Source organism: Streptomyces roseifaciens, from assembly GCF_001445655.1.
Taxonomy (GTDB): Bacteria; Actinomycetota; Actinomycetes; order Streptomycetales; family Streptomycetaceae; genus Streptomyces; species Streptomyces aureoversilis.
On record NZ_LNBE01000003.1, the window covers coordinates 1036303 to 1059058 of the forward strand.

Genomic DNA, 22756 nt, shown 5'->3' on the forward strand with positions numbered 1-22756 from the left:
TGTACCAATGGCCCTGTAGCAGGACCTGTCATTGAGCCATTGGAGGAGCGCCGGCCGCCCGGAGCAGGTGCCGGCTCGATCCCGTCCCGGTGACCCGGCCCGCTTCGAGGACGTGGACGGTCTCGGTGCAGGCTGCGACGAGGTGGAGCTCGTGGCTGACCACGACGAGCGTCAGCCTGCGCTCGCTCCTGAGCCGGGTGAGGAGGTCCATGACGGCGGCCGCGGTGCGGGGGTCGAGGGCGGAGGTGACCTCGTCGCACAGCAGCACGTCCGGGTCGGGGGCCAGGGCGCGGGCGATGGAGACGCGCTGGCGCTGCCCGCCGGAGAGCTCGTGGGGGTAGCGGCCGGCGAAGTCGGCCGGCAGACCGACGTCGTGGAGGAGCTCGGCCACCCTGCCGGCGATCTCCGGCTTCGGTGCGGCCCGGTGGAGGCGGAGGGGGCGGGCGAGCGTGGCGCCCACGGTGCGGGCCGGGTTGAGGGCCCCGAGCGGGTTCTGGGGGATCAGCTGGATGCGGCGCTGCTGCGCGCGGCTGCGGCGGCGCGCCCCGGCGGGCAAGGGCCGCCCGTCGAAGGAGAGGACGCCGGCGTCCGGTTGCTGCAGCCCGGCGAGCACGCGCAGCAAGGTGGTCTTGCCGGAACCGGAGGGGCCGATGATGCCGGTGGAGCTGCCCGGGGCCGCCGAGAAGCCGGCCCCGTCCAGGGCCCGGTGCGTCCGTCCGTGCTGGGTGAACGCCACGGTGACGTCCTGGGCGGCCAGCAGGGAGCCGGTCGCGTCGCCCCGGGGAGGCGACGCGCTGACGGGAGCGGCCGCCGGCGACTCCGCGGGAGCCCCCGGCAACGACCCTGCGGACGACTCCGCCGACGTCTCCGCCAACGACTCCGTCAACGCCTCCCCAGGCGTGCCGCCCGATGCGCTTGTCGACGTCCTGAGGGCCGCATCCGCCGCCGAACCCTTCCCCGGCCCGCCCGGTCGCGCCGCCCGGCGCGCCGCCGCCGTGCCGAGGTCGACGACGTCGTCGGCGCAACGGTCGACGAGTCCGGGGTCGTGGCAGGCGAGGACGACCGCGATGTGCCGGGTGGCGGCGAGCCGGATCAGGAGGTCCGAGATCTCGTCGCGCAAGGCGGTGTCGAGCCCTGCAGTGGGCTCGTCCAGCAGGAGGACGTCGGGGCGGCGGGCGAGGGCGCGGGCCAGGGCCACCCTGCGCTGCTGTCCGCCGGAGAGGGCTCCCGGGCGGCGGTCGGGCAGTCCGTCGCCGACCGGCAGGCGGCACTCGGCGAGCAGGTCCCGTACGGCCCGGGGTGAGGGGTCCGCGGCGGTCTCGGCCACGAGCCGGCGGACCCGCATGCGGGGGTCGAGGGCGGAGCCGGGGTCCTGGCCGACGTAGGCGACGTGGTGGCGCCGCAGGTGCCTGAGCCGTTCCGCGGAGAGGGCGAGGACGTCGTGGCCGAGGACCTCGACCGTTCCCGACGAGACGCGGGCGCCGTCGGACAGGTCGCCGATGACTGCGCGCAGCAGGGTGGACTTTCCGGAGCCGGAGGGGCCGGTGAGGGCGGTGATGCGGCCGCGCCGGAGGCCGAGACTGGTCTTGGCCAGCAGGGCGGGGCCGCCGGGTATGCATATCTCCAGGTCGGTGACGCTCACCGCGGTCGGGCCGTCGGTCATGGCCGGGGAGCCTTCCTCTGCGGGACGGGCGAAGGGTCGGACGAAGGGTCGGGCGCGGGGTCGGGCGAAGGGTCGGGCGCGGGGTCCGGCGAAAGGTCGGACGAGGGGGCGAGTGAGGGCTCGGGGCGGGTGGATTCGGCGGCGGATCCGGCGGCGGTTCGGAGCTCCGGCGCCGACGCGGGACGCGGCACGGATCCCCGAAGCGGCCCTGCGCAAGTACGCGGCCCTGCACAAGCACGCGGTCCTGCGGAAGTACGCGGCTCCACGGGAACGAGCCGTTCTGCACGTGTCACCGCACCCCCGCCCCCGCCCGCCGCGCCGCAGGCGTGAGCGCGTCGGCGGCGAGGTTGACGCTCACGGCCAGGAGGCCGATGGCGATGCTGGGGGCGACGACGGCCCAGGGGTTGAGGAGGGCGCCGGGGGCGTTCTCACGGATCATCAGCGCCCAGTCGGCGGCCGGCGGCTGGGGCCCGAGCTGGAGGAAGCCGGCCATGGAGATGACGTAGACGGCGGCGACGAAGCGCAGGCCGAACAGGGCGAGAACGGTGGACCGCAGGTTGGGCAGGATCTCGCGCAGCGCGAGGTGCCACAGCCGCTCGCCGCTCGCGGTGGCCGCCTCGACGAAGCCCGCCGCGGCGACGGGCGCGGCCGCGCTCGCCACCACGCGCACCGCGTACGGCACGCCGAGCACGGTGGCGGCGGCCATGACGGCGAGGCGCCCGCCGCCGGGCCAGGCCAGGGCGATCAGCATCATGCCCAGCACGGGCGGCAGCAGGATGGCGACGTCGGCGCTGCGCTCGACGAGCCGTCCCAGCGCCGGGGTGAGGACGGCGAAGCAGCCCAGCACGGCGGCCAGGGCGGTGACGAGCAGGGCGACGGCGAGCGCGCTGCCGATGAGGGCGCTGCCGCCGTGCAGCATGCGGCTCAGCACGTCCCGGCCGAGCTGGTCGCCGCCCAGGAGCGCGTCCCGGCCGGGCGGGGCGTAGGGCGCGGTGACGGGGGAGGCCTCCGTCCGCGGGGCGTACAGGGGTCCGGTCAGGGCGAGCAGCGTGAGCAGGAGCCCGGGTGCCACGGCGAGCAGGACGCGGACCGGGGGGCGCCGGGAGCGGTACGGGGCGAGGGCGGCGGAGCTCATGGGCGGGCTCCCAGGGTGCGGGCTCGGACGAGGTCGGCGCAGAGCAGGACGAGGCTGATGACGGCTCCGGTGCAGGCCACGACCCCGGCGATGACCGGGGTGTCGCGGTCGGCGACGGCGCCGGACAGGACGGTGCCGAGGCCGGGGTAGTTGAAGAGGGTCTCGACGACGACCGCTCCGCCCAGCAGCATGCCGGTGGAGGTGGCGGCGCCGGTGGCGATGGCGGGCCAGGCGCCGGGCAGCGCGTGGCGGAGCAGCACGCGGCGCGGGGAGAGGCCGTCCAGCCGGGCGGCGGCCACGTGGGGTGCCCCCGCCTGGTCGGCCAGTGCACCGCGGACGATCCGGGCGTTCCAGCCGGCCTGCGGGACGGTGAGGGCCAGGACCGGCATGACGAGCATGGTCCAGGAGGCGGGCGAGCCGTCGGGGGCGGTGAGCGTGACGGCGGGCAGCCAGCCGGTCCACAGGGACAGGACGAGCAACAGGCCGACGGAGACGACGAATTCGGGCAGGGCCAGGGCGATGCCCGAGGTGAAGCCGATGATCCGGTCGACCGTGCCGCCGGGGTGCAACGCCGCCCGGCAGCCCAGGGCGAGCGCCGCGGCGAAGGTGAGGGCGAAGGCGGTGGCGCCGAGCAGGAGCGTGTTGGGGAAGGGGGCGGCGAGCAGACCGGTGACGCGTTCGCCCCGTGCGGAGGTGCCCAGGTCGCCGGTGGGCAGCGCGGTCATCCAGTCCCCGAACCGCTCCCACACCGGCCGGTCCAGGCCCAGCAGGTGCCGCCGGGCCGCGGTGTCGGCGGCGCTCTCGCCGCGTTCGGACGTGGCCGAGGCCGCGTCGCCGGGCAGCAGCTCGATCGCGGCGAACACGACGGCGAGCAGCACGCCCAGCATCAGGGCCCGTTTGGCGAGCACCACGCCGGTGCGGGCGGCCGCCGTCGCGGCGCGGCGCAGGGCCGGGGCCGCCGGCGGTGCGGCGGCCCCGGCCCCTTCTGACGCTGCCTGGCTCAACGCGTCAGCCAGACGTTCTCGAGCTGCACCCGCCCGTAGCCGGGCAGCTTGGGCAGGTTGCGCACCTTGGGCCCGGCCAGGTCGATGCCGTCGGCCATGCCCCAGAGCAGGTAGCCGGACTTGTCGTGCTCGATCTGCTGGAGCTCGCGCAGGGCGGTGGCGCGGGCCTTCTTGTCGGCGGTGCCGATGACCTTGCGGTACACGGCGTCGAACTGCGGGTCCGACCAGCCGGCCTCGCTCTGCCCGGCGCCGGTGACCATGGTCTTGGAGGCGAAGAACACCACGGAGTCGTTGGTGCCCCAGTAGTTGGTGTAGAGCTGCCCCTTGAGCCAGGTCTTCTCGTAGAAGGCGCCCGACTCCTGCTTGACGACCTTGATCTTGATGCCGGCCTCGCGGGCCTGGTCGGCGAACAGCGTCGCGGACTCGGCGAGCCCGGGGACGTCCTCGGTGGTGACCAGCTCGTAGGTCTTGGAGAGGTCGAACTTCGCTTCTGCAAGCAGCTTCTTGGCCTTGGCGAGGTCACGGCTGCGCTGGGGGATGTCCTTGGCGTAGGCGGGGTCGCCGGTGCCCAGGATGTCGTTGGCGACGGTTCCGTAGCCCGAGAGGACCTGTTTGACCATGGCCTCGCGGTCGACGACGAGCTTCATGGCCTCGCGGACCCTGACGTCGGCGAAGGGGCCGTCGGCGGCGCGCATGACGACGGGCATCGCCATGTCGTTGGGGCGGCGCACGAGCTGGATGTCCTTGCGCGAGGCGGCGCTGCGGGCCGCGACCGCGCCGACGTTGGACGCGACGTCGATCTGGCCGCCCAGCAGGGCATTGGCCATGGCCTGGGGGCTCTCGAACATGGTCACCTCGATGGCGTCGAGGTGGACCGGCCCGCCGTGCCACTTGTCGTTGCGCAGCAGGCGGGCGTTGCCGCTGCGGAACCAGTCGAGCTTGAACGGGCCCGTGCCCGGGGCCCCGGCGATCTCCTTGTCGGGGGTGTCCTTCTTCAGGACGAACGTCGACAGGCGGGTGAGCAGGGGGAGTTCGGCGTTGGGCTGGTCGGAGACGAGGACGACGGTGTCCTTGCCGCCGGCGGTGATGTTCTCCGCCTTGATGCCCGGCAACCGGGCTGCTCCGGCGGGGGTGTTGCGCAGTCTGCGCAGCGACCACACGACGTCGTCGGCGGTGACGGGGGAGCCGTCGTGGAAGGCGGCGCCCTTGGCGATGGTGAAGCGCCAGGTCTTCAGGTCGCCCGAAGGCGTCCAGCCGGAGGCGAGGCGGCCGACCGTGTTGTCCTTGAGGCCCGGTGCGGTGAGGGTGTCGTAGACGAGCGCGATGATCAGGTAGTCGCTTTCGTTGCCCTGGGTTCCGTGCGGGTCGCGGGTGGTGGCGGAGGCGCGGCCGAGCGCGCCTATGCGGAGCGTGCCGCCCTTCCGGGGGGTGCCGGCGGAGTCCGCCGGCGAGGAGGCCGCGTCGTTCTCGCCGCCCCCGCAGGCGGTGAGCAGCGCGGCCGCGCCGATGCTCCCGCCGGCCCACAGCGCCTGGCGCCTTGTCCAGTTCACGTCGTCCCCGTTCCGCTGCAGTTACTGGTACTTAGGTTTGCCTACCCTGATATTCGCCATGATCGCAATGTTGCGTGGACGGTGAAGCGAAAGCTGAAGCAATGTCAACCTCCGCTTCCAGTACGCGAGTTGGGTGGAATCGGGAGGAGTGGGGCTACTTTAAAGTAAGGTTTGCCTAACCTAAGTTCGGTGGTACGTTTCTCGGCGTCCGGTCAAGCCAACAGCCGGATTTCCGCCACAAGTTGCCGCCCCCCACAGGCAGCCGTCCGCGCACCGCCATGCCCTGCGGCCGCTTCCCGGGCATGCCCGGAAACCTCTCCTCCGCCCCTGCACACGGAACGGATGACCTTGCCATGAGCACGGGAGCCCCACCCGTACGCCGGCTCGACGCCGCCTCGTCCGCCGAACTCCACCGCACCGCCGGAGAGATCCTCGCCGCCTTCGGCACGTCCGCCACGTCCCCCGAACTGCTGCGAAGGATCGCCGTGTCGGCGGCGGACCTCGCCGGGACGATCCGCGAGCACCTGCGCCCCGTCGACACCGACGACGGCCTGTTCGTGCTGCGCGGCCTGACCGTCGACGACACCCGCATCGGCCCCACGCCCGCGAGCTGGGCCGAGGCCGGGGACAGCGCGGCCGGCCACGACATCGTGATGCTGCTGCTCGCCGCCGCCATGGGCAACCCCATCGCCTGGAAGGGCCAGCAGGGCGGGCGGTTCGTGCACAACATCGTTCCCGCAGTCGGCCACGAGCAGGCCCAGACCGGCGCCAGCAGCGACATCCTCCTCAGCCCGCACACCGAGGACGCCTTCCACCCCGGCCGCGCCCACCTGCTGATGCTCGGCTGCATGCGCAACCACGACAACATCGCCACCACCGCGGCGAGCATTCGCAAGGTGCGGCTGGAGGACGCCGACATCGCCACGCTCTCCCGCCCCGAACTGCCCATCCTCCCCGACGACGCCTACTTCGAAGCGCAGGGCTTCGCGGGGGAGCCGCCGGACGTGCCCACCCTGTGGCGCTCCGAGGACGGCCTCACCCTCCGCTTCGACCCCGCCTACACCCCCCTGGAGAAGGCCACCCCCGCCTACCGCGCCGCGTACGAGCGGCTGGAGGCCGAACTCGCCCGCGTCTCGGTCGCGGTGAGCCTGAGCCCCGGCGAGGTCCTCGTCGTCGACAACGATCTCGTCGTGCACGGCCGCGTCCCCTTCAAGGCCCGCTACGACGGCACCGACCGCTGGCTCAAGCGCGCCTCGGTACGCGTCCCCGGGCGCGGCACCCGGCCCCCGGCCGAGGACGCCGAGCACGGCTACGGCCAGGCCGTCACCAAGGCGTACGCCGCCTGATCACCGTTCAACAGAGAGCAGTGGAAAACCCGGACCGGAAGACGCCCAGCCCCGCAGACGAGGAGCGAGACATGACCCGTACCGCCGCCGACCCCTGCATATCCGGCACACCCGCCGACGACACCACCCTGCGCGTGCTGTCCACCGGCGACCTCGCAGGCATCGACATCACCCTCGCCGACGTCGTCGGCACGGTCGAGGGCGCCTACCGCACCCTGGCCGCGGGCCTCTCGGACAACCCGCGCAAGCTCACCGTCAAGCCCGCCGACGGGCACTCGGTCGCGTACGCCATGCTCGGCCGCGACGGCTCCCGCGACGTCGTCGCCGTCAAGACCTCGTACAAGCACGGCCTGGACAAGGGGCGCCAGGAGCAGCACTACTACACCACCCTCACCCTCTACGACGACGTCACCGGCCTGCCCGTCGCGATGATGGACTGCAGCCGCATCGGCTCCCTGCGCACCCCGGCCGTCTCCGCCCTGCTGGCCCGCGAGTGCGCCGCCCCCGGGGCGCGCAGCGCGCTGGTCATCGGCACCGGCACCCAGGGCCGGCTGGCCCTGCCGTTCCTGCTGACGACGCTGCCCGGCCTGGACCGGCTGATGCTCTTCGGCACCCACCCCGAGGGAATCGAGGCGGTACGGGCGCAGCTGCACGCCCACTTCCCCGACCGCGACGTCGAGGTCGTCGCCGACGTCCGGGCCGCGGCGGGCGACGCCGACGTCGTCGTCGCCACGGCCGGTGCGCACACCCCCGCCGCCGTCGAGGCCGAGGACCTGGCGCCGGGAACGCTGGCGATCCTGGTCGGCCACGGCCTGGACCCCTCCACGCTGCACCGTGCCGACCGCATCGTGGCCACCAGCGAGGCCCAGATGAACGTCACCGGCACCGACATGGCGGACGCCGAAGGCAAACTCCCCGCCGTCGACACCGAGTTCCCCCCGGTCCTGGCGGGCGCGGCGGCGGGCCGCACCGCACCGACCGAGCGGATCTTCGCCTACAACAGCGGTCTGGTCGTCACCGACATCGCCCTCGGCCACCGCTTCGCCCAGCTCGCCCTCGCACAGGGCCTGGGAACGCAGGTGCCGCTGTGGCGGTGAACGGCACGCCTCCGCCCCCTCCGAGCCTGCCCGCGCACCCCGACCCCGCGACGGACGCGGTCCTCGGCAGCGGCCTCCTCCACGAGCTGGCCCACGCCTTCGGCAGCCCCTTCCACTTCCTGCTCCCGCACCGCTTCGACGCCAACCTCGCCGCGTTCCGCGCGGCGCTGGCCGACGCCGGGGTGGACGGGCGCGTGTACTACGCGAAGAAGGCCAACAAGGCCGCCGCATGGGTCGAACGCTGCGCCGCCGCGGGCGCCGGAGTGGACGTCGCGAGCCCCGGCGAGCTCCGCGAGGCCCTGGGCCACGGCGTCCGCGGCGAGAACATCGTGGTGACCGGGCCGGCCAAGAGCGAGGAACTGCTGCGCGTGGCCGCCCTCCAGGGCGCCCTGACCGCGGTCGACTCCCTCGATGAACTCGACCGCCTCACCGCGGCGCCCCGGGCGGGCGGGGCCCCTCCGCCCCGGCTGCTGCTCCGCGTCCTGCCCCCGGCACAGCCCGGCAGCCGCTTCGGCCTGGACGGGGCGGAGCTCGAGGAGGCCCTCACGCACTGCGCACGGGCCGGTGACGCCGTCCGGATGGAAGGCTTCGGCTTCCACCTCTCCGGCTACGCCGTCCAGCCGCGCGCCGACCTCGCCGGCCACCTCGTCGACCTCTGCCTCAAGGCACGGGTCATGGGGCTCCGGGCCGACCGGATCAGCATCGGCGGCGGCTTCGCCGTTGACTACTCGGCGGCCGACGACTGGCACTCCTTCCTCGCGGCGCAGCAGCCCGGGCACTACCACGCGCACAGGAGGTTCACCCCCGCCGACTTCTACCCGTACCACTCGCCGGTCGCCGGGGCCGACGCCCTCCGCGCCGTACTGGCCGCCGTCCCGGCGGGCGGCCGGGACAGCCTCGGCAGCAGGCTCCGGGAGACCGGCACCCTCCTGCTGATGGAGCCCGGCCGCGCGCTGCTGGACCGGGCCGGCTGCTCCGTCTTCCGCATCCAGGGCGTCAAGGACCGCGACGGTTACGCGATCCTCACCGTCGACGGCACGAGCCTGAGCCTGTCCGAGCAGTGGTTCAACAGCGAATTCCTCCCCGACCCCGTGCTGGTCCCCACGGCCGGCCGGGCCGGGAGGACTCGGAGGACCGGGGGGACCGGGGGGACCGGGGTACACCCCGCGTGTGCGGGCGGTGCCACCTGCCTGGAGTCGGACCTGCTCACCTGGCGCAAGATCCCCTTCCCCGTCCGCCCCTCGGTCGGCGACCTGCTGGTCTACCCCAACACGGCGGGCTACCAGATGGATTCGAACGAGTCCCCCTTCCACGACCTGCCGCTGCCCCCCAAAGTCGTGGTCGACACCACCGACGACGGCACCGACGACGGCACCGACGGCACCACCGACGGCACCACGGGCGGCGGCCGGCCGCGCTGGCGCCTGGACCGCCGACCCGCCTGCTGACGCCCTTCCCGCGTCCTGACGCCCTTCCCGCCTCCTGACCCCACCCCGTCTCCTGACCCCCTCCCCACCTGCCACAGGAGTCCCTCCCATGAACGAGGCACTGATGCGCCCCGCCGTGGTCTCCCGCATCTCCGACCTCATCGGACGCACCCCGCTGTTCGAGCTGTGCCGCACCGACAACGGCAGCCGGCTGCTCCTCAAGCTGGAGATGTACAACCCCACCGGCACCGCCAAGATCCGCATGGCCCGTCAGATGGTCCTCGACGCCGAGGCCCGCGGCGAGCTGCGCCCCGGCGGCCGCATCATCGAGTCCACCTCCGGCAACACCGGGCTCGGCCTCGCCGTCGTCGCCGCCGAGCGCGGCTACGCCTTCACCGCCGTCGTCGACCACCACGCCTGTTCCGACAAGCTGCGCGCCATGAAGGCGCTCGGCACCGAACTCGTCTACGTGGCCGACGACGGCACCGAGGAGCTGGCCACCGCCGCGCGCGAGGAACTCGCCGAGGAGATGGCCCGCGGCCGGGACAACACCGTCTTCACCGAACAGCACAACAACCCCAGCAACGGCGTCGGCTACCACCCCGTCGCCCACGAGCTCCACCAGGCCCTCGGCGGCCGCATAGACGTCCTCATCGGCGCCGTCGGCACCGGCGGCTCCCTGTGCGGCACCGCGAGCGAGCTGCGCAGGCTCGTTCCCGGCGTGCGGACCGTCGGCGTCGAGCCCAAGGGGTCGATCGCCTTCGGCGGCCCCGCCCACGACTACTACCAGTCCGGCACCGGCACCCCCGAAGGCGCCGAGATCGGCGCGCTGGTCGACTTCGACCTGATCGACGAGGGCGTCAAGGTCGGCGACGTCGAGGCCTTCGCGACGGCCCGCGCCGTCGCCCGCACCGGCCTCCTCATCGGCGGCTCCGCGGGCGGCGTCGTCCACGAGGCGCTGTCGCGCCTGCCGTCCCTGCCGCCGGGCACCACTATCGTCGCCCTCGTCAACGACGGCGGGGAGAAGTACATGGACACCGTGTTCGACGACGCGTGGATGAACGCCAGGAACCTCACCGATCCCGCCCTGGAGCGCGAGATCGACGAGGCCCTCACCAAACTCCGCAAGGGCTGATGCCCGCCATGGACCCGACCATCCTCCTCCGCGACGGCCGGGCGCTGGCCGGCCTCGCCGTCCCCCTCGTCCTCACCCAGCTCGCCCAGGTGGCCCTGACCACCACCGACACGGTGATGATGGGCCTGCTGAGCACCCGCGACCTGGCGGCCGGCGGCCTGGCCCTCGTCATCTTCAACCAGCTCCGCACCATGGGCGTCGGCCTGGTCACCTCCGTGGGCAACCGGATCGCGGCCGCCGCCGCCCGCGCCGAGACCGCGGACGGCGACCCCGCGCAGAGCGACGCGGAGGTCCGCAGGATCGTCCGCGCGAGCATGGCGGTGGCCACCCTCGCCGGGCTGGCCGGGGCAGTCCTCATGCTCCTCGTCGGGCAGGCCCTCACCCTGCTCGGCCAGGAGGCCGCCGTCGCCGACCGCGTACGGACGCTGCTGCCCGCCCTCGCCCCCGGCCTGCTGCCGTGCCTGTGGTTCCAGGCGGTCCGCCAGTTCACCGTCGGCATGCGCCGCCCCCAGGCCCTGCTGCAGATCACCCTCGCCTCCGTCGCCGTCAACGCCGGCCTCGACTGGGCGCTGATCCACGGCACCTGGGGCCTGCCGAAGCTGGGCCTGACCGGCATCGGCGTCGCCACCTCCGCCGTCTACCTGCTCTCCTTCCTCGCCCTGTACGCCTCCGCGAGGAGGGACCCGGCCCTCGCCCCGCTGCTCAGCCTCAACGTGTTCGCGGCCGACCGCACCACCGTGCGCGAGCTGGTGCGCCTGGGCGTCCCCATCGCCGCCACCTACGGATCCGAGGCCGGGTTCTTCTCGGTCACCGCCCTGATGGCCGGGTCCTTCGGCAGCGCCGCCCTGGCCGCCCACACAGCCGTCAACCAGCTCGTCTACATCGTCTTCCAGGTCGCCGTGGGGCTCTCCCACGCGGCCTCCATCAACGTCAGCCGCGAACTCGCCCTCGGCCGCGTCCACGCCGCACTGCGCATCAAGAACACCGCGCTGGCCTGTGCCGCCGCCGTCATGGCAGCCGTCGGCGCCGTCTACGTCACCCTGCCCGGCCTGGTCCTGCGCCCGTTCCTGGACGGCGGGGCCGCGGGCGACGACAGGGCCGTGACGATCGCGACGCAGCTGCTGCTCGTCGTCGCCGTGCTCCAGTTCTTCGACTGCGCGCAGAACATCGGCGTCGGCCTCCTGCGCGGGCTCGACGACACCAGGAGCGGCTTCCGGATCACCCTCGTCGGCTACTGGGCCGTCGGCCTCCCCGCCGCCTGGCTCTTCGGCTACGCGGCCGGCCTCGACACCCTCGGCATCTGGCTCGGCCTCCTCGCCGGTCTGGCCACCACCGCGGTCCTCCTCCTGCGCCGCTACGGCAGCGGCCTCCGCGCCCGCGTACGGGAGCAGGAGGCCGCTGCCACTGCGTGTCCGGGGCCGCCGGCCGGGCGCCCGCTGCGGAGGCCGTCAGGCGCCGACCAGGGGTGAGGGCCGGGTGCTGCGCAGCGGCGCCGCCAGTTCGGCCAGGGCCCTCTCCAGGTCGTGCAGGTGGGCGAGGGCCGGCTCGGCCGGCAGGTGCTCGGGCGCTGCCGCCGAGGCGGCCGCCGCGTCGCGCGCCTTCCCCGGTGTGGTGAGCGCCTCCACCGCGGTCTCCACGCGCCAGCAGGCGGCGGCGAGCCGGTCGTCGTGGGAGGCCTCCGGGTCGGCGGCCACGGACGCCAGCCCCCGCACTTCGCGGGCGCAGTCGTCGAGGAGCGCGACCACGCGGCGGGCCTTCTCCTTGCGGGCGCGGAAGGGGTTCAGCGGGTGGACGAGCGGAGCGAGGGAGAGCCGGACCCGGCCGAGCAGCAGCTCCAGCTCGGTCACCCGCGGCGCGGGGTCGGCCGTCTCCGAGCCGGCCAGGCGCGCGGCGGCCTCGGCGGCGCAGGCGTGCACGCAGCGCAGGGCGCGCTGGATCCAGGCGTCGGTGGTGGCGTGCGTGGTCACCGGCAGCACGAGGAGCACGGCGAGCGCCGCACCGGCGGCTCCCACGCCGGTCTGGGCCAGCCGCAGCGTGAGCAGGTCCGCGTCCAGGACCCCGAGGAGCCCGTAGAGCAGCCCGGCCATCACCGTCACGGCGAACATCATCCACGTGTACGAGACGGCGGCGGTGTAGAAGATGCCGAAGACGCACACCGCGACGAGGGCCGCTGTGGCCGCGGGCGCCCCGTGCAGGGGGAGGGCGACGACCATTCCGGTGGCGATGCCCATCACCGTGCCCAGGACCCGCCGGAAGCCCCGGACGAGCGTCTCGCCGCGCGACGCGGTGTTGACGAAGATCCACCAGGCGGTGCCGACGGCCCAGTACCAGCGCTCGTCGGAGACCATCTGGCCCACGGCGAGCGCCAGGCCGCAGGCGAAGGCGGTCTGGAAGGCCTGCCGGGTCGTGACGCGCGCCAGCCCGCGCCCGGCGAGGGGCGCCGGGCCCGCGGGCGGCGGGGTGCGCCGCTCGATGCACCAGAACCCGAAGCGGACGGAGCCCGCGGCCGCCAGGGACATGATCATGGCCGTGTACAGGTGCGGCAGCTGTGCGGGGACGGCGTGCAGGAACTGCGTCGCGAAGAACATCATGAAGCCGAAGATCCCGAGCGCGTTGCCCCGCGGGCCCCAGCGGCGGGCGTAGACCCCGCAGAAGACGACGGCGAGGAAGGCCGCGTCGCGCACCAGCGGCAGCCCGTGCAGCCCGGCCGCCAGAGCGAGCACGGGGAAGCCCACGACCGGCAGCAGCGCGGTCGTGTTCACCTGGCGCCGCACGGTCGGGTCGGCGACGGTGAACAGCGCGAGCAGCGCCGTGAGCCCACCGGTGATGGAGGCGGTCAGCGGCAGGCCGGACAGCTGGACCACGGTGACCGCGAAGGTCACGCCCAGGACGGCGCGGACGGCGATCCGCAGCCTGCCCAGGCCCGGATCCGGTGCCATGAACGCCCTCTTCAGCAATGCTCCCGCCCCTTCGACGTCCTGGCCGAGCAGCCGGCAGGAAAGCCGGCGCGAATGCGACATGAAAAAGGCGCCGCGGAGATCCGCAGCGCCATCGACACCCACATCAGACCATTACATCGACTGCTGGCTCAACAGAGGCCGATTTCTCTGGGCCATTGGCCCAGTGGCGGCCTCCCGGGCCGCTCCGGGGGAGGGCCAATGGCACGCACGGCCCTCCCTCCTGCCCTTTCCTACCGTTCGACGTGGCCTCCGCGGCCGGCGAGCGCACCGGTGATCCCCATCGGCACGGCCAGGACCACCAGCGCGATCAGCCCGGCGGTCCACGCCCCGGTCAGGTCGCGGGCGGCGCCGAAGGCGGTCGGGCCCACGGCCGCCAGCAGATAGCCCACGCACTGCGACATCGCCGACAGCAGGCCCGCGTCGTGCGTGCTGCGGACGCACATCGACATGTAGGCGATGCCCAGGGAGAGCACGGCCCCCAGACCGAGCCCCAGCAAGACGGCCCACAGCACCGCCGCCCCGACCGGCGCGGCGATCAGGCCGGCGAAGGCGGCCATGCACAGCACGGTGCCGCCCACCGCCAGGTAGCTCTGCCGCCGGGACCGCTGCGCCCACACCGGCACCAGGAGCGAGGTGACCATGGCGGAGCCCATGCAGACCGCCAGCAGCACCCCGGCGCCGCCCTCGGTGTAGCCGTGGTCGATGTAGAACGACGGCAGCCAGGTGGTCGCGGTGTAGTACAGCAAGGACTGGAACGCGTAGAACAGGGCGACCGCCCAGGCCAGCCTGCTGCGCCAGATCGAGCCGCCCGCCTGCGCCGCCACCCGCGGCTGCTCCCGTCCCCGGCGCAGCCGCGGCGCCCACACCACCAGCGCCGCGAGCGCCAGCACGCCCCAGACGGACAGGCCGCCGGCCCACGACAGCGACAGCGCGTCGCGCAGTGGAACGGTCGCGGCGGCCGTGACCGCGCCCCCGCCGACCAGCATGGTGGTGTGCAGCCCGGACATCAGCCCGACCTGCTGCGGGAAGTCCCGCTTGATCAGCGCCGTGATGACCACGTTCGCGACGGCCACCGCCGTGCCGACCAGGAACGTCCCGGCGAACAGCGGGAACAGCGACGGGACGATGCGTATCGCGGTGCCGCACAGCAGCACCGCCAGCACTGCGACCAGGGTGCGTTCCATGCCCCAGCGGCGGGCCAGCCGGGGCGCGAGCGGAGCGAAGATGCCGAAGCAGATCAGCGGCAGCGTCGACAGCGCGCCGGCGCCGCCGTTGGACAGGCCGGTGACGTGCCGGATCTCGTCCAGCAGCGGGGAGACCGCCACGATGGCGGGCCGCATGTTGATCCCGACCAGCAGCACCGCCAGCGCGTACCAGAGCACGCGACGGCTCCGCGGAGTGCCGTGGGCGGGAACGGAACCGGGGCCGGAACCGGGCCCGGCCGCCGCGCCGGCGGCCGCAGCGGGCGCACCCGCCGTTCCGCGGGGCGAGGAAACCCCGGTTTCCGATTCAGGGGGTGGGGTCACGAACGATCCTTCCGGGGGTACGCGCACCGGGCCGTCGCCTCCGGCCGGCGCCAGGGGCGGAGGGCGCCGGGACGAGGGCCCGGTGGGCATGCACGGCTGCTGGGTCAGGCGGCGGTGGCGAGGGGCACGGGTTTGCCGTCGCCGGGGGCGATGCCGCGGATCCCCCTGGCCCGGGCCGCCCGCAGGAAGCGCCCGCGCACGTCGTGCTGCTCGGTGTAGTACGGCGGGTTGTTGAAGAGGTCGTAGTGGATCGCGCAGGCGGTCGACGCCTGGAGGACCACCGCCGCCTCGACGGCCTGCTCCGGGGTGAGCGTGGCGGGCTGGTTGGTCGGCGTGAGGCCCTCGCGGCGCGCCATCACCCCGGCGATGGGAAGGAACGCGACGTCGAAGGGGCCGTAGTCGCGCGCGATCGACCACCACATGCCGTGCCAGATGGTGTCGCCGAAGTGGATGACGCGCAGGCCGGGGGCCTCGACGATCCAGGCGACCTGGTCGTCGCCGCGCCAGTCGTGCGACGCCACGGGAATGGTGGTGAACGGCCCGATCTTCCGCCGCTCGCCCATCTCCTGCGGCACCGCCGTCACCCCCATCCCGCCCAGGACGTCCACGATCGGCGTGTGGCAGCCCACGCTGCCGCCGTCGCTCGCGGCGACCTCGGCGAGCAGCTTGCGGTCGCAGTGGTCGGGGTGGAGGTGGGTGACGAAGGCGTGGGTCCGTACCCCCGGCGCGGCGTCGATGCTGGGCAGGGGCCGCCGCGGCTGGCCCTGGAACCCCGCCAGGTCCTCGGTGTTCCGGATGGCATCGATGACGACCCGTACGTCCCCGGCCGCCACTTCGACGCCGGCCCAGGCGAGACGCCGGAGGGTGACGCTCTCGGCCGAACTCATGGTCTGCTCCTCGCGACGCTGCTGGTGGTTACTTCCCCTGGACACCCAGGCCCCTGGCGACCTGCAGGCCCAGGTCCTTGTGGACGCTGCGCCAGTAGTCGACGACGCGCTCCTTCGTCTCCGCCGTCACCTCGGGCGCCGAGGCGTGCGCGACGATGTTGGTCACCAGGTGCGCGCGGTCCGTGTCGGTCATGACCTTCTCCCACAGGGCCCGCGCCTGGACGAAGTCGTCGTCCTCGGCGTGGAGCCGGTGGGCGCTGCGGACGATCTCGCCGGTGACCTCGTAGTGCTCGCCGACGAGCAGCATCGGGTCGGCGACCGGGCCGCCGAAGCTGTTGGGCGCGTACACCGGATCGCCCGGGTTTCCGTACCGCATGGACCCGTCGCGGTTGTAGGAGTGCACCGCGTTCTTCGGCCGGTTGACCGGCAGCTGCAGGTAGTTCGCGCCGATCCGGTAGCGGTGGGTGTCGGGGTAGCTGAACAGCCGCCCCTGCAGCATCTTGTCCGGGGAGGGCGCCACGCCCGGCACCAGGTTCGACGGCTCGAAGGCTGCCTGCTCGACCTCGGCGAAGTAGTTCTCCGGGTTGCGGTTGAGGGTCAGGGTGCCGATGTCGATCGGCGGGTAGTCCTCGTGCGGCCAGATCTTGGTCAGGTCGAACGGGTTGAACCGGTAGTCCGCCGCGTCCTCGAAGGGCATGACCTGCACCTGGAGGGTCCAGGTCGGGTGGTCGCCCTTCCTGATCGCCTGGTGGAGGTCCCGGATGTGGAAGTCCGGGTCGTCGGCGCCCGCGGCCGCCGCCTCGTCGTTGGTGAAGTTCCTGATGCCCTGGTCCGTCTTGAAGTGGTACTTCACCCAGAACTTCTCCCGGGCGGCGTTGTACCACAGGAACGTGTGGCTGCCGTAGCCGTTCATGTGCCGCCAGGAGAACGGGGTGCCGCGGTCGGACATCAGGATCGTGACCTGGTGCGCCGACTCCGGCGACAGCGTCCAGAAGTCCCACTGCATGTTGTTGTCGTGCAGGTGGTTGTCGGCACGCCGCTTCTGCGAGTGGATGAAGTCCGGGAACTTCTGCGGGTCGCGGATGAAGAAGATCGGCGTGTTGTTGCCGACGATGTCGTAGTTGCCCTCTTCGGTGTACAGCTTCACCGCGAAGCCGCGCGGGTCACGGGCCGTGTCCGCGAAGCCGAGCTCGCCGGCCACCGTCGAGAAGCGCAGGAACAGGTCCGTGCGCTTGCCGCGGCGGAAGACGTCGGCCTTGGTGTACTGGCTGACGTCCTCGGTGATCTCCAGGACTCCGTACGCGCCGCCGCCCTTGGCGTGCACGACCCGCTCGGGCACGCGCTCGCGGTCGAAGTGCGCGAGTTTCTGGATCAGGTAGTGGTCCTGCAGCAGCAGCGGGCCGTCGGCCCCCACGGACTGGGAGAACTCGTCGCTCGGTACCGGGATACCGCTGTCCGTGGTCGTCACGGGACGACTCTCGGTCATGGCACTTTCCCTTCGGTTGGCGGTTGGTCTGTGCGGCGGACGTCGGCACAACGCCCCTGAGCGGCACAGCCCGTGGGGGCTGTGCCGCTCGGCGCAGGGGCCGTGACTAGGCGAGTTCCGCGCGGAGCAGCCAGTTGCGCGGCACTCCCTTGACCTCGCGGGGCTGGACGGCGTAGGGCCAGCGGCCCTCGCCCGCACCGGGCTCGCCGGGCTCCTTGAGCTCCCGTACGGTCCAGCCGGTGCCGGCCATGAACTCCTCGGGCTCGTCGGTCCCGAAGAGCCAGGGGATGCCGTCCTCGTTGAGGGAGGACAGGAAGATCTGGGTGGCGGGGCTGCGCAGCAGCGTCCTGCTCAGGATGTCCACCGACACCCAGCTGCCCGGGGCGGAGTTGGCCGCGAAGGTGCGCATCAGCGTGGCGGACTGCTCCTCGGTCAGGAAGAACAGCAGGGCCTCGGGGATCCACAGCGTGGGCAGGGAGGGGTCGAAGCCGGCGGCGCGCAGCGACGCGGACCAGTCGCCCGCCAGGTCCGCCCCGACGCGCTGGAGCTTGACGGTCGGCGTGGGGGAGCCGAGCTGGGCGAGGCGCTTCTCCTTCTCGTCGATCAGCGCCTGGTGGTCGACCTCGAACACGGTGACGTCGTCCGGGAGGCTCAGCCGGTAGGCGCGCGTGTCCATGCCGGCCGCGATCAGCACGACCTGCCGGATGCCGCTTCCCACGAGATCGTTGATGGCGTCGTCGAGGTAGCGGGTGCGGACGGCCACGAACTCGACGAGCCCGCCGCCGCCGTAGTGGTCGAGCAGCTCGAATCCGCGCGGCGCGGCGAGCGCCCGGGCCAGCGGGTCGTTGAACAGCGCGTCGCTCCGCTCGCTCTCCAGGGCGCGGGCGGCCGCAGTCCACTGCGACGTGTAGGACACGGTCTCCATGACAGGCTCCGTTCTCGGGATGGTCTGGTTCAGGAGTTCTTGGGCCGGCACCGGAACCGGGCGTTCAAGATCAGGGTCAGCACTTCGGTCCCGTCCGCGTTCAGCAGGCGTCCGCGGTTGCGGACGATGCGGAAGTCGGGCGCGGAGAGGGAGGGGAGGGAGCCGAGGATCTCGCACGTGCCGTTCAGCACGTCACCCGGCCGGACCGGGTGCAGGAAGCGCACTTCGTCCACCCCGGGCGAGCCCTCGACCGTGCCCGCGGCCGCGGCGTCGGGCAGCAGCGTCGTCACGTACAGGCGCATCCAGATCGCCGCGGTGTTCCAGCCGCTGGCGATCAGGCCGCCGAAGGCGGAGGCGCGCCCCGCCTCCTCGTCGACGTGGTACGGCTGCGGGTCGTAGGTGCGGCCGAAGGCGGTGATCTCCTCGGCCGTCACCTTGTGCGTCCCGAGGTCGTGGCGCGTCCCGGTCTCGTAGTCCTCGGCGTGGAGGAAGCGACCCATCAGAAGTACTTCCGCTCGATGGCCTCCAGCGTGCGGAAGTCGGCGAGGTCGATGGCCTCGTGGTCGATCTCCTTCCCGCTGGCCTCCTCGACCGTCAGGACGAACTCGACGAAGGAGAGGGAGTCGACGAGGCGGGAGCCGATGAGGTCCTCGTCCGGGGCGATGGAGGTGCGCTCGGGGTGCTTGGCCAGCAGCCAGTTGCGCACGGCGTCAACGTTGGACGAGGTCTTGCTGGGCATGGAATTCCTCCTCTAGTGGGGGGTGTCCCGTCGCGCCGGCCGCGACGGCGACGGCGAACTGTTCTTCGTGGGAGATGCTGATGTCGATCGCCTCGATGCCGGCCTCGGCGGCCCACCGGCTCGCCGGTCCGGTGAGCCGGACGCAGGGCCATTCGCCGGGGCTCTTCAGCACCTCGATGGACTGCCAGGGAAGCGGCTGGCCGGTGACGTGGAGGAGCTTGAAGACCGCCTCCTTGGCCGCGAGCCGGCCGGCCACTCCGTGGACGTCCCATCCGGAGGTGAACCGGCTCAGCTCCGCTTCCGCGGGGGTGAGCATCAGGTGCAGCAGCCGGCCGTCGTCGGCATCGGCCATGGTCCGTACGCGGGACAGGGGGACGAGGTCCACCCCGACCCGGATCGCGGTTCCGCTCACGAGGCCGCGGCGTTGACGACCGCGCGGGCGCGCTGCAGATCGCCGTCGAACCGGTCGCTCAGCACCGCGAGCCACCGTTCGAGGCCGAAGGCGACGCATCCCGTGAAGGCGTTCTCGCCCGTGCCTTCGACCGTGATGCGGCACCGCTCGCCGAAGAAGTTGCGGTGGGTGTTGACCGAGGCGATGGCCAGGCCGTCGGCCTGGAACTCGTGCTTGACCGGGCTGAGCCGCTGCAGGAGGGCACGGCCGCTGTCGCGCTCGAAGAACGGGTCCGTGGCCGCCTCCTTGTTCAGCTCCAGGCCGAGGTTCTTCGCGAACTCCTCGATCCGGTCCGTGAAGCGGGCGATGACCTGCTGGGTGTGCTCGAAGGAGCCGATGGCCACGATCTCCCGCATCTGGAAGCTGAGCAGCCGCCTCAGTCCCTCGTACTTCTCCTCGTTGCGGAAGCACCGGTTGATCAGGGTGATGGTGGTCTCGGGGGCCACCGACCGGTTCTCGAAGTAGAGGTAGGCGCCGTAGCAGCTGGAGTGCGGCAGGCCCAGGAACGACGGGCCGACGTCGCCGCTGGCGAAGGAGCCCTCCACCGGCGCCGGCGGGGCACCGGTCACGTCCAGCGGACCGCCGACGAACTGCAGGTGCGGGAAGTTCTCGTAGACGTCGAACTTCTCCAGGTCGCTGAGCGGATAGACGGGCGGCGGCATGATCTCCCGCGCGCCGGCCTCGTCGGCCCAGCCGGTGATGGTGCGGTCCAGATCGCGCAGCAGGTCGGTCTGGTCGGGGCCGAGGATGGTGAGGGCACCGCCCTGGGCCGTCGAGATCGTCGCGGTCACGCCTCCCCCTGTCCCACTGACGCCCGGGAGACGTTCAGGTCCCGGTCCTGCAGAATCCCGGTCTTGACCAGGTAGTTCAGGGGCTTGCGGAACACCTGCTGCTGGAACTCCGCGCTGCGCGGGGAGGCCAGCAGGCGCCGTCGTACGGCGAACGGCTCGGGAATTCCGGCGTCCCGGTAGACCTGCGGGTTGAACAGCGACTCGAAGCTGTAGTTCAGGTAGCGCTTGAGGTACTCCCGCACCTGGCGGAGTTCCTCTTCCGAGGCCTTCGCCTTCAAGTCCTTGAAGAGCAGGGAGACCAGTTCGCGGCCGAAGGCGATGTGCCGCGACTCGTCCTGGTGGTGAATGCGGTTGACCGCACGGATGGTGTCGTGCAGTCGCTCGTCGGCCGCCATCGTGCTGTTGAAGTGGTCGACCAGTTCCTCGAAGAGGAGGATGCGGACGAACACCAGGAAGCTGGCGGCCTCGTCGGACCAAGTGTTTCCCTGACCGGCCGGTTCCAGCTGCCGGTAGATCTTCTCGCCGTAGCGCAGACAGAACTCGGCGAAGAACCACATGTGCTCGTTCTCTTCGCCTATGAAGTGGTGAAAGAACTCCGACGGAATCTCGAAGCCCCGGGTGTGGATGCGCCTGGTCACCTCGACGATGAGCTCGCGGATTCCGTCCACATTGAGGCTGTAGAAATTGATGCTCTCGTACCGGGAAAGGCGGTGGAGCTGTTCCTGGTCGAGTTCGGAGGCGACGTCGGTGCCGTAGGTGGTCGTGAGTTCGGGACTCATCCACCACCGGTTCTCCGGCAGGGAATCCGGCCAGTCGAACATCCGGTAGGGGTTGTAGTAGTCCTCGACCGATTTGCGGTTCAGACGTTCCAGGATCTCCTGGAATCGGTCGTCCTTGCTGATCAGCTCGCTGATCATCCTACCTCCTGCTGTCCGGGGGGCGGTTGATCAATGTAGGGCGACAGTTCCACGCGTTCCGTGAACGGTCCAATAAAACCGCTCTATAGATCAAATAGATGATCGCTAAGAGGGCAGGCGGGAGGCCTTTCCGGGGCCCTTCGAGTGGTGTGGGTCACAGGGTGGGGGCGGGTCGGGGGCGGGAAAGTGCCCGGTATGGGCCGATAGGTGAGCCGTGCCGGCCCCGGCCGGGCCTCGCCCGTCAACGGCCTGTATCTGCTGCAGCGTTGTTGACCCGGCTTGGATCACGGTTGCTACACTCGTGAAGCACCCGGAAAACAACTTTCGTATGGCAATGCCCAGTTCAGGCGGGAGGTCGTGTGCGTGCGGGGTGACGAGGAGCCTTTACTGAGCCTCTCCGGTCTGCTGCGCCGCCTGGAGTACTTCGTCGCGGTGGCCGACGAGCTCCATCTGGGGAGGGCGGCCCGGCGCTGCGGGGTGAGCCAGCCCACCCTCTCGCACCAGATGAAGGTGCTGGAGAAGGAGCTGGGCGCCGAGCTGCTGAGCCGCGGCAGCCGCCGGATAGCACTGACCGCGTCGGGCAAGGCACTTCAGGAGGAGGCGCCGCGGCTCCTGCAGTGCACGTACTCGATCAAGGCGCGGATCCAGCAGGCGGCCGCGGAGAGCAGACGCCCTATACGGGTCGTTTTCAGCCGCTCGGGACACGCCCTGCGCCAGCGGGAGATGGTCGCGGAATTCCGCGAGCGCAACGCCGTCCCGGTCTCCGTCGAATCCGGCTGGTCGGAGCGGAACATCAATCTGGTGCGCGCCGGACAGGCCGACTTCGCGTTCGTCAGGCCGCCCGTCGAGGCGGACGACCTGCGGATGGCGGTGGTGGGGGACGTGGAACTGGTCAAGCTCCTTCCGGGGGGCGCCGCCGCCGACCGCGTCGCGGAGGAGCAGGCCGCCGGGGAGCTTCCGCTGATCATGTGGCCCCGGTCGCTCGCCCCCGGGCTCTACGACAAGGTCCTGGACTTCGTCAGCCACGAGCGGTCCCCGCAGGTCGCCTGGGAAGAGCCCGACTACATCAACGTGGCCGCGGCCGTGGCCTCGGGCGCCGGCGTGTCGTACATGGACCGCGGCATCGCCGAATGGATGAGCCTCAGCGCCGACCTGCGCGTGCGTCCGCTGGGACTGCCCGAGCCCCGCACGGACATCGCCGTGGTCTGGCGCTACGACCAGGACCAGGAGCTGGCCTCGCGGTTCGTCGCCGCGTGCTGCCGGATCGGGTACGCCGACAGCGGCGCGGACCGCGGCTGCCTGGTGCGCTGAGGAACCGTCGCCTTTCCTCCGCGGGGCGGAGCCGTCCGAACCTGAAGGAGAACTCCTATGAACTGCTACGACTGCCACGCCGCCGAGGGCGCCGACACCCCTGCGGTCGCCGTCTGCCACGGCTGCAACTCCGGCCTCTGCCCCGACCACCTCCGCATGACCCGCCCGGTGCTGCACCGCCCGAACGGCATGGGCGTCTCCCACGGCCCCACCCCGGCCCGGCAGATCCTGTGCGTCACCTGCCACGCCGCCCGGACCGGCGTGCCCGCCCCGTCGGCGGCGCGGTGCGATGCTCCCGTGCCGGCCGTACCGGGGCCGGGTCCCGCGGGTGCCCGCGGAGCCGCGGAGTGTCCCGCAGAGGCCTGACCCGGGGCGGGCCGGTACCGCCGTGTAGCGTCGGGATCAC

The 22756-nt window shown here is 72.3% G+C and carries 21 protein-coding genes; 7 read left to right on the top strand and 14 right to left on the bottom strand.

Translation table 11 applies throughout. The features are described 5' to 3' along the window. Positions 1–28 precede the first annotated feature (28 nt). The 4 genes from AS857_RS10345 to AS857_RS10360 form a co-directional block, all read right to left on the bottom strand. Complete coding sequence (locus tag AS857_RS10345; RefSeq protein ID WP_058042821.1) at positions 29–1663, bottom strand: ABC transporter ATP-binding protein; 1635 nt, start codon at positions 1661–1663, stop codon at positions 29–31. A gap of 289 nt (positions 1664–1952) precedes the next feature. Further along, positions 1953–2798 (bottom strand): ABC transporter permease, encoded by an 846-nt coding sequence (locus tag AS857_RS10350; RefSeq protein WP_058042822.1) that lies wholly within the window; start codon positions 2796–2798, stop codon positions 1953–1955. After that, the gene (locus AS857_RS10355; protein ID WP_420823926.1) at positions 2795–3802 is read right to left on the bottom strand and encodes an ABC transporter permease; all 1008 of its coding nucleotides are present in this window, start codon (positions 3800–3802) and stop codon (positions 2795–2797) included. Before AS857_RS10355 ends, AS857_RS10350 begins: the two co-directional genes overlap by 4 nt. After that, on the bottom strand, positions 3799–5352 hold the full coding sequence (locus AS857_RS10360) for an ABC transporter substrate-binding protein (RefSeq protein WP_058042824.1): 1554 nt from the start codon (positions 5350–5352) through the stop codon (positions 3799–3801). The genes AS857_RS10355 and AS857_RS10360 overlap by 4 nt, the downstream gene beginning before the upstream one ends. Positions 5353–5705: 353 nt before the next feature. On the opposite strand from AS857_RS10360, the gene AS857_RS10365 reads away from it, so the two are divergent. The 5 genes from AS857_RS10365 to AS857_RS10385 all read left to right on the top strand — a co-directional run bounded on the left by AS857_RS10365 (position 5706) and on the right by AS857_RS10385 (position 11826). Further along, positions 5706–6698 (top strand): TauD/TfdA family dioxygenase, encoded by a 993-nt coding sequence (locus tag AS857_RS10365; RefSeq protein WP_058042825.1) that lies wholly within the window; start codon positions 5706–5708, stop codon positions 6696–6698. Positions 6699–6769: 71 nt separating this feature from the next. Continuing rightward, positions 6770–7795: an ornithine cyclodeaminase family protein gene (locus AS857_RS10370; protein ID WP_079110215.1), complete on the top strand. Its 1026-nt coding sequence runs from the start codon at positions 6770–6772 to the stop codon at positions 7793–7795. Further along, a complete protein-coding gene (locus tag AS857_RS10375) occupies positions 7786–9243 on the top strand; it encodes an alanine racemase (protein WP_063804220.1) in 1458 nt (485 codons plus the stop codon). Before AS857_RS10370 ends, AS857_RS10375 begins: the two co-directional genes overlap by 10 nt. Positions 9244–9331: 88 nt before the next feature. Further along, positions 9332–10357 carry a cysteine synthase family protein gene (locus AS857_RS10380; protein WP_058042826.1) on the top strand — a complete coding sequence of 342 codons (1026 nt, stop codon included), beginning with the start codon at positions 9332–9334 and terminating at the stop codon, positions 10355–10357. Between the two features lie 8 nt (positions 10358–10365). Beyond that, positions 10366–11826 carry an MATE family efflux transporter gene (locus AS857_RS10385; RefSeq protein WP_173864740.1) on the top strand — a complete coding sequence of 487 codons (1461 nt, stop codon included), beginning with the start codon at positions 10366–10368 and terminating at the stop codon, positions 11824–11826. Here the strand turns inward: AS857_RS10385 and AS857_RS10390 are convergent. From AS857_RS10390 to AS857_RS10435, 10 genes are all read right to left on the bottom strand, one after another. After that, on the bottom strand, positions 11806–13314 hold the full coding sequence (locus AS857_RS10390) for an FUSC family protein (RefSeq protein WP_058042827.1): 1509 nt from the start codon (positions 13312–13314) through the stop codon (positions 11806–11808). The genes AS857_RS10385 and AS857_RS10390 overlap by 21 nt on opposite strands. A gap of 233 nt (positions 13315–13547) precedes the next feature. Next, complete coding sequence (locus tag AS857_RS10395; protein ID WP_058042828.1) at positions 13548–14699, bottom strand: CynX/NimT family MFS transporter; 1152 nt, start codon at positions 14697–14699, stop codon at positions 13548–13550. A 248-nt stretch (positions 14700–14947) separates the two neighbouring features. Next, the gene (locus tag AS857_RS10400; RefSeq protein WP_058042829.1) at positions 14948–15730 is read right to left on the bottom strand and encodes an MBL fold metallo-hydrolase; all 783 of its coding nucleotides are present in this window, start codon (positions 15728–15730) and stop codon (positions 14948–14950) included. Positions 15731–15758: 28 nt separating this feature from the next. Then, positions 15759–17216 carry a catalase gene (locus AS857_RS10405; RefSeq protein WP_058042830.1) on the bottom strand — a complete coding sequence of 486 codons (1458 nt, stop codon included), beginning with the start codon at positions 17214–17216 and terminating at the stop codon, positions 15759–15761. Between the two features lie 106 nt (positions 17217–17322). Continuing rightward, complete coding sequence (locus tag AS857_RS10410; protein ID WP_058042831.1) at positions 17323–18141, bottom strand: SAM-dependent methyltransferase; 819 nt, start codon at positions 18139–18141, stop codon at positions 17323–17325. Positions 18142–18170: 29 nt separating this feature from the next. Next, positions 18171–18641 carry a MaoC family dehydratase gene (locus AS857_RS10415; protein ID WP_058042832.1) on the bottom strand — a complete coding sequence of 157 codons (471 nt, stop codon included), beginning with the start codon at positions 18639–18641 and terminating at the stop codon, positions 18171–18173. Beyond that, positions 18641–18880: a holo gene (locus tag AS857_RS10420; RefSeq protein ID WP_058042833.1), complete on the bottom strand. Its 240-nt coding sequence runs from the start codon at positions 18878–18880 to the stop codon at positions 18641–18643. The genes AS857_RS10415 and AS857_RS10420 overlap by 1 nt, the downstream gene beginning before the upstream one ends. Continuing rightward, positions 18852–19292 (bottom strand): holo-ACP synthase, encoded by a 441-nt coding sequence (locus AS857_RS10425; RefSeq protein ID WP_058042834.1) that lies wholly within the window; start codon positions 19290–19292, stop codon positions 18852–18854. Before AS857_RS10425 ends, AS857_RS10420 begins: the two co-directional genes overlap by 29 nt. Further along, positions 19289–20122, bottom strand: a complete 834-nt coding sequence (locus AS857_RS10430; RefSeq protein WP_058042835.1) for a class-II aminoacyl-tRNA synthetase family protein — start codon at positions 20120–20122, stop codon at positions 19289–19291. The genes AS857_RS10425 and AS857_RS10430 overlap by 4 nt, the downstream gene beginning before the upstream one ends. Continuing rightward, positions 20119–21039: a diiron oxygenase gene (locus tag AS857_RS10435; protein ID WP_058042836.1), complete on the bottom strand. Its 921-nt coding sequence runs from the start codon at positions 21037–21039 to the stop codon at positions 20119–20121. Before AS857_RS10435 ends, AS857_RS10430 begins: the two co-directional genes overlap by 4 nt. A gap of 363 nt (positions 21040–21402) precedes the next feature. On the opposite strand from AS857_RS10435, the gene AS857_RS10440 reads away from it, so the two are divergent. Both AS857_RS10440 and AS857_RS10445 read left to right on the top strand, forming a co-directional pair. Beyond that, positions 21403–22350: a LysR family transcriptional regulator gene (locus AS857_RS10440; protein ID WP_058042837.1), complete on the top strand. Its 948-nt coding sequence runs from the start codon at positions 21403–21405 to the stop codon at positions 22348–22350. A 57-nt stretch (positions 22351–22407) separates the two neighbouring features. Then, positions 22408–22716 carry a DUF2180 family protein gene (locus tag AS857_RS10445; RefSeq protein ID WP_058042838.1) on the top strand — a complete coding sequence of 103 codons (309 nt, stop codon included), beginning with the start codon at positions 22408–22410 and terminating at the stop codon, positions 22714–22716. The last annotated feature ends 40 nt before the right edge of the window (positions 22717–22756 follow it).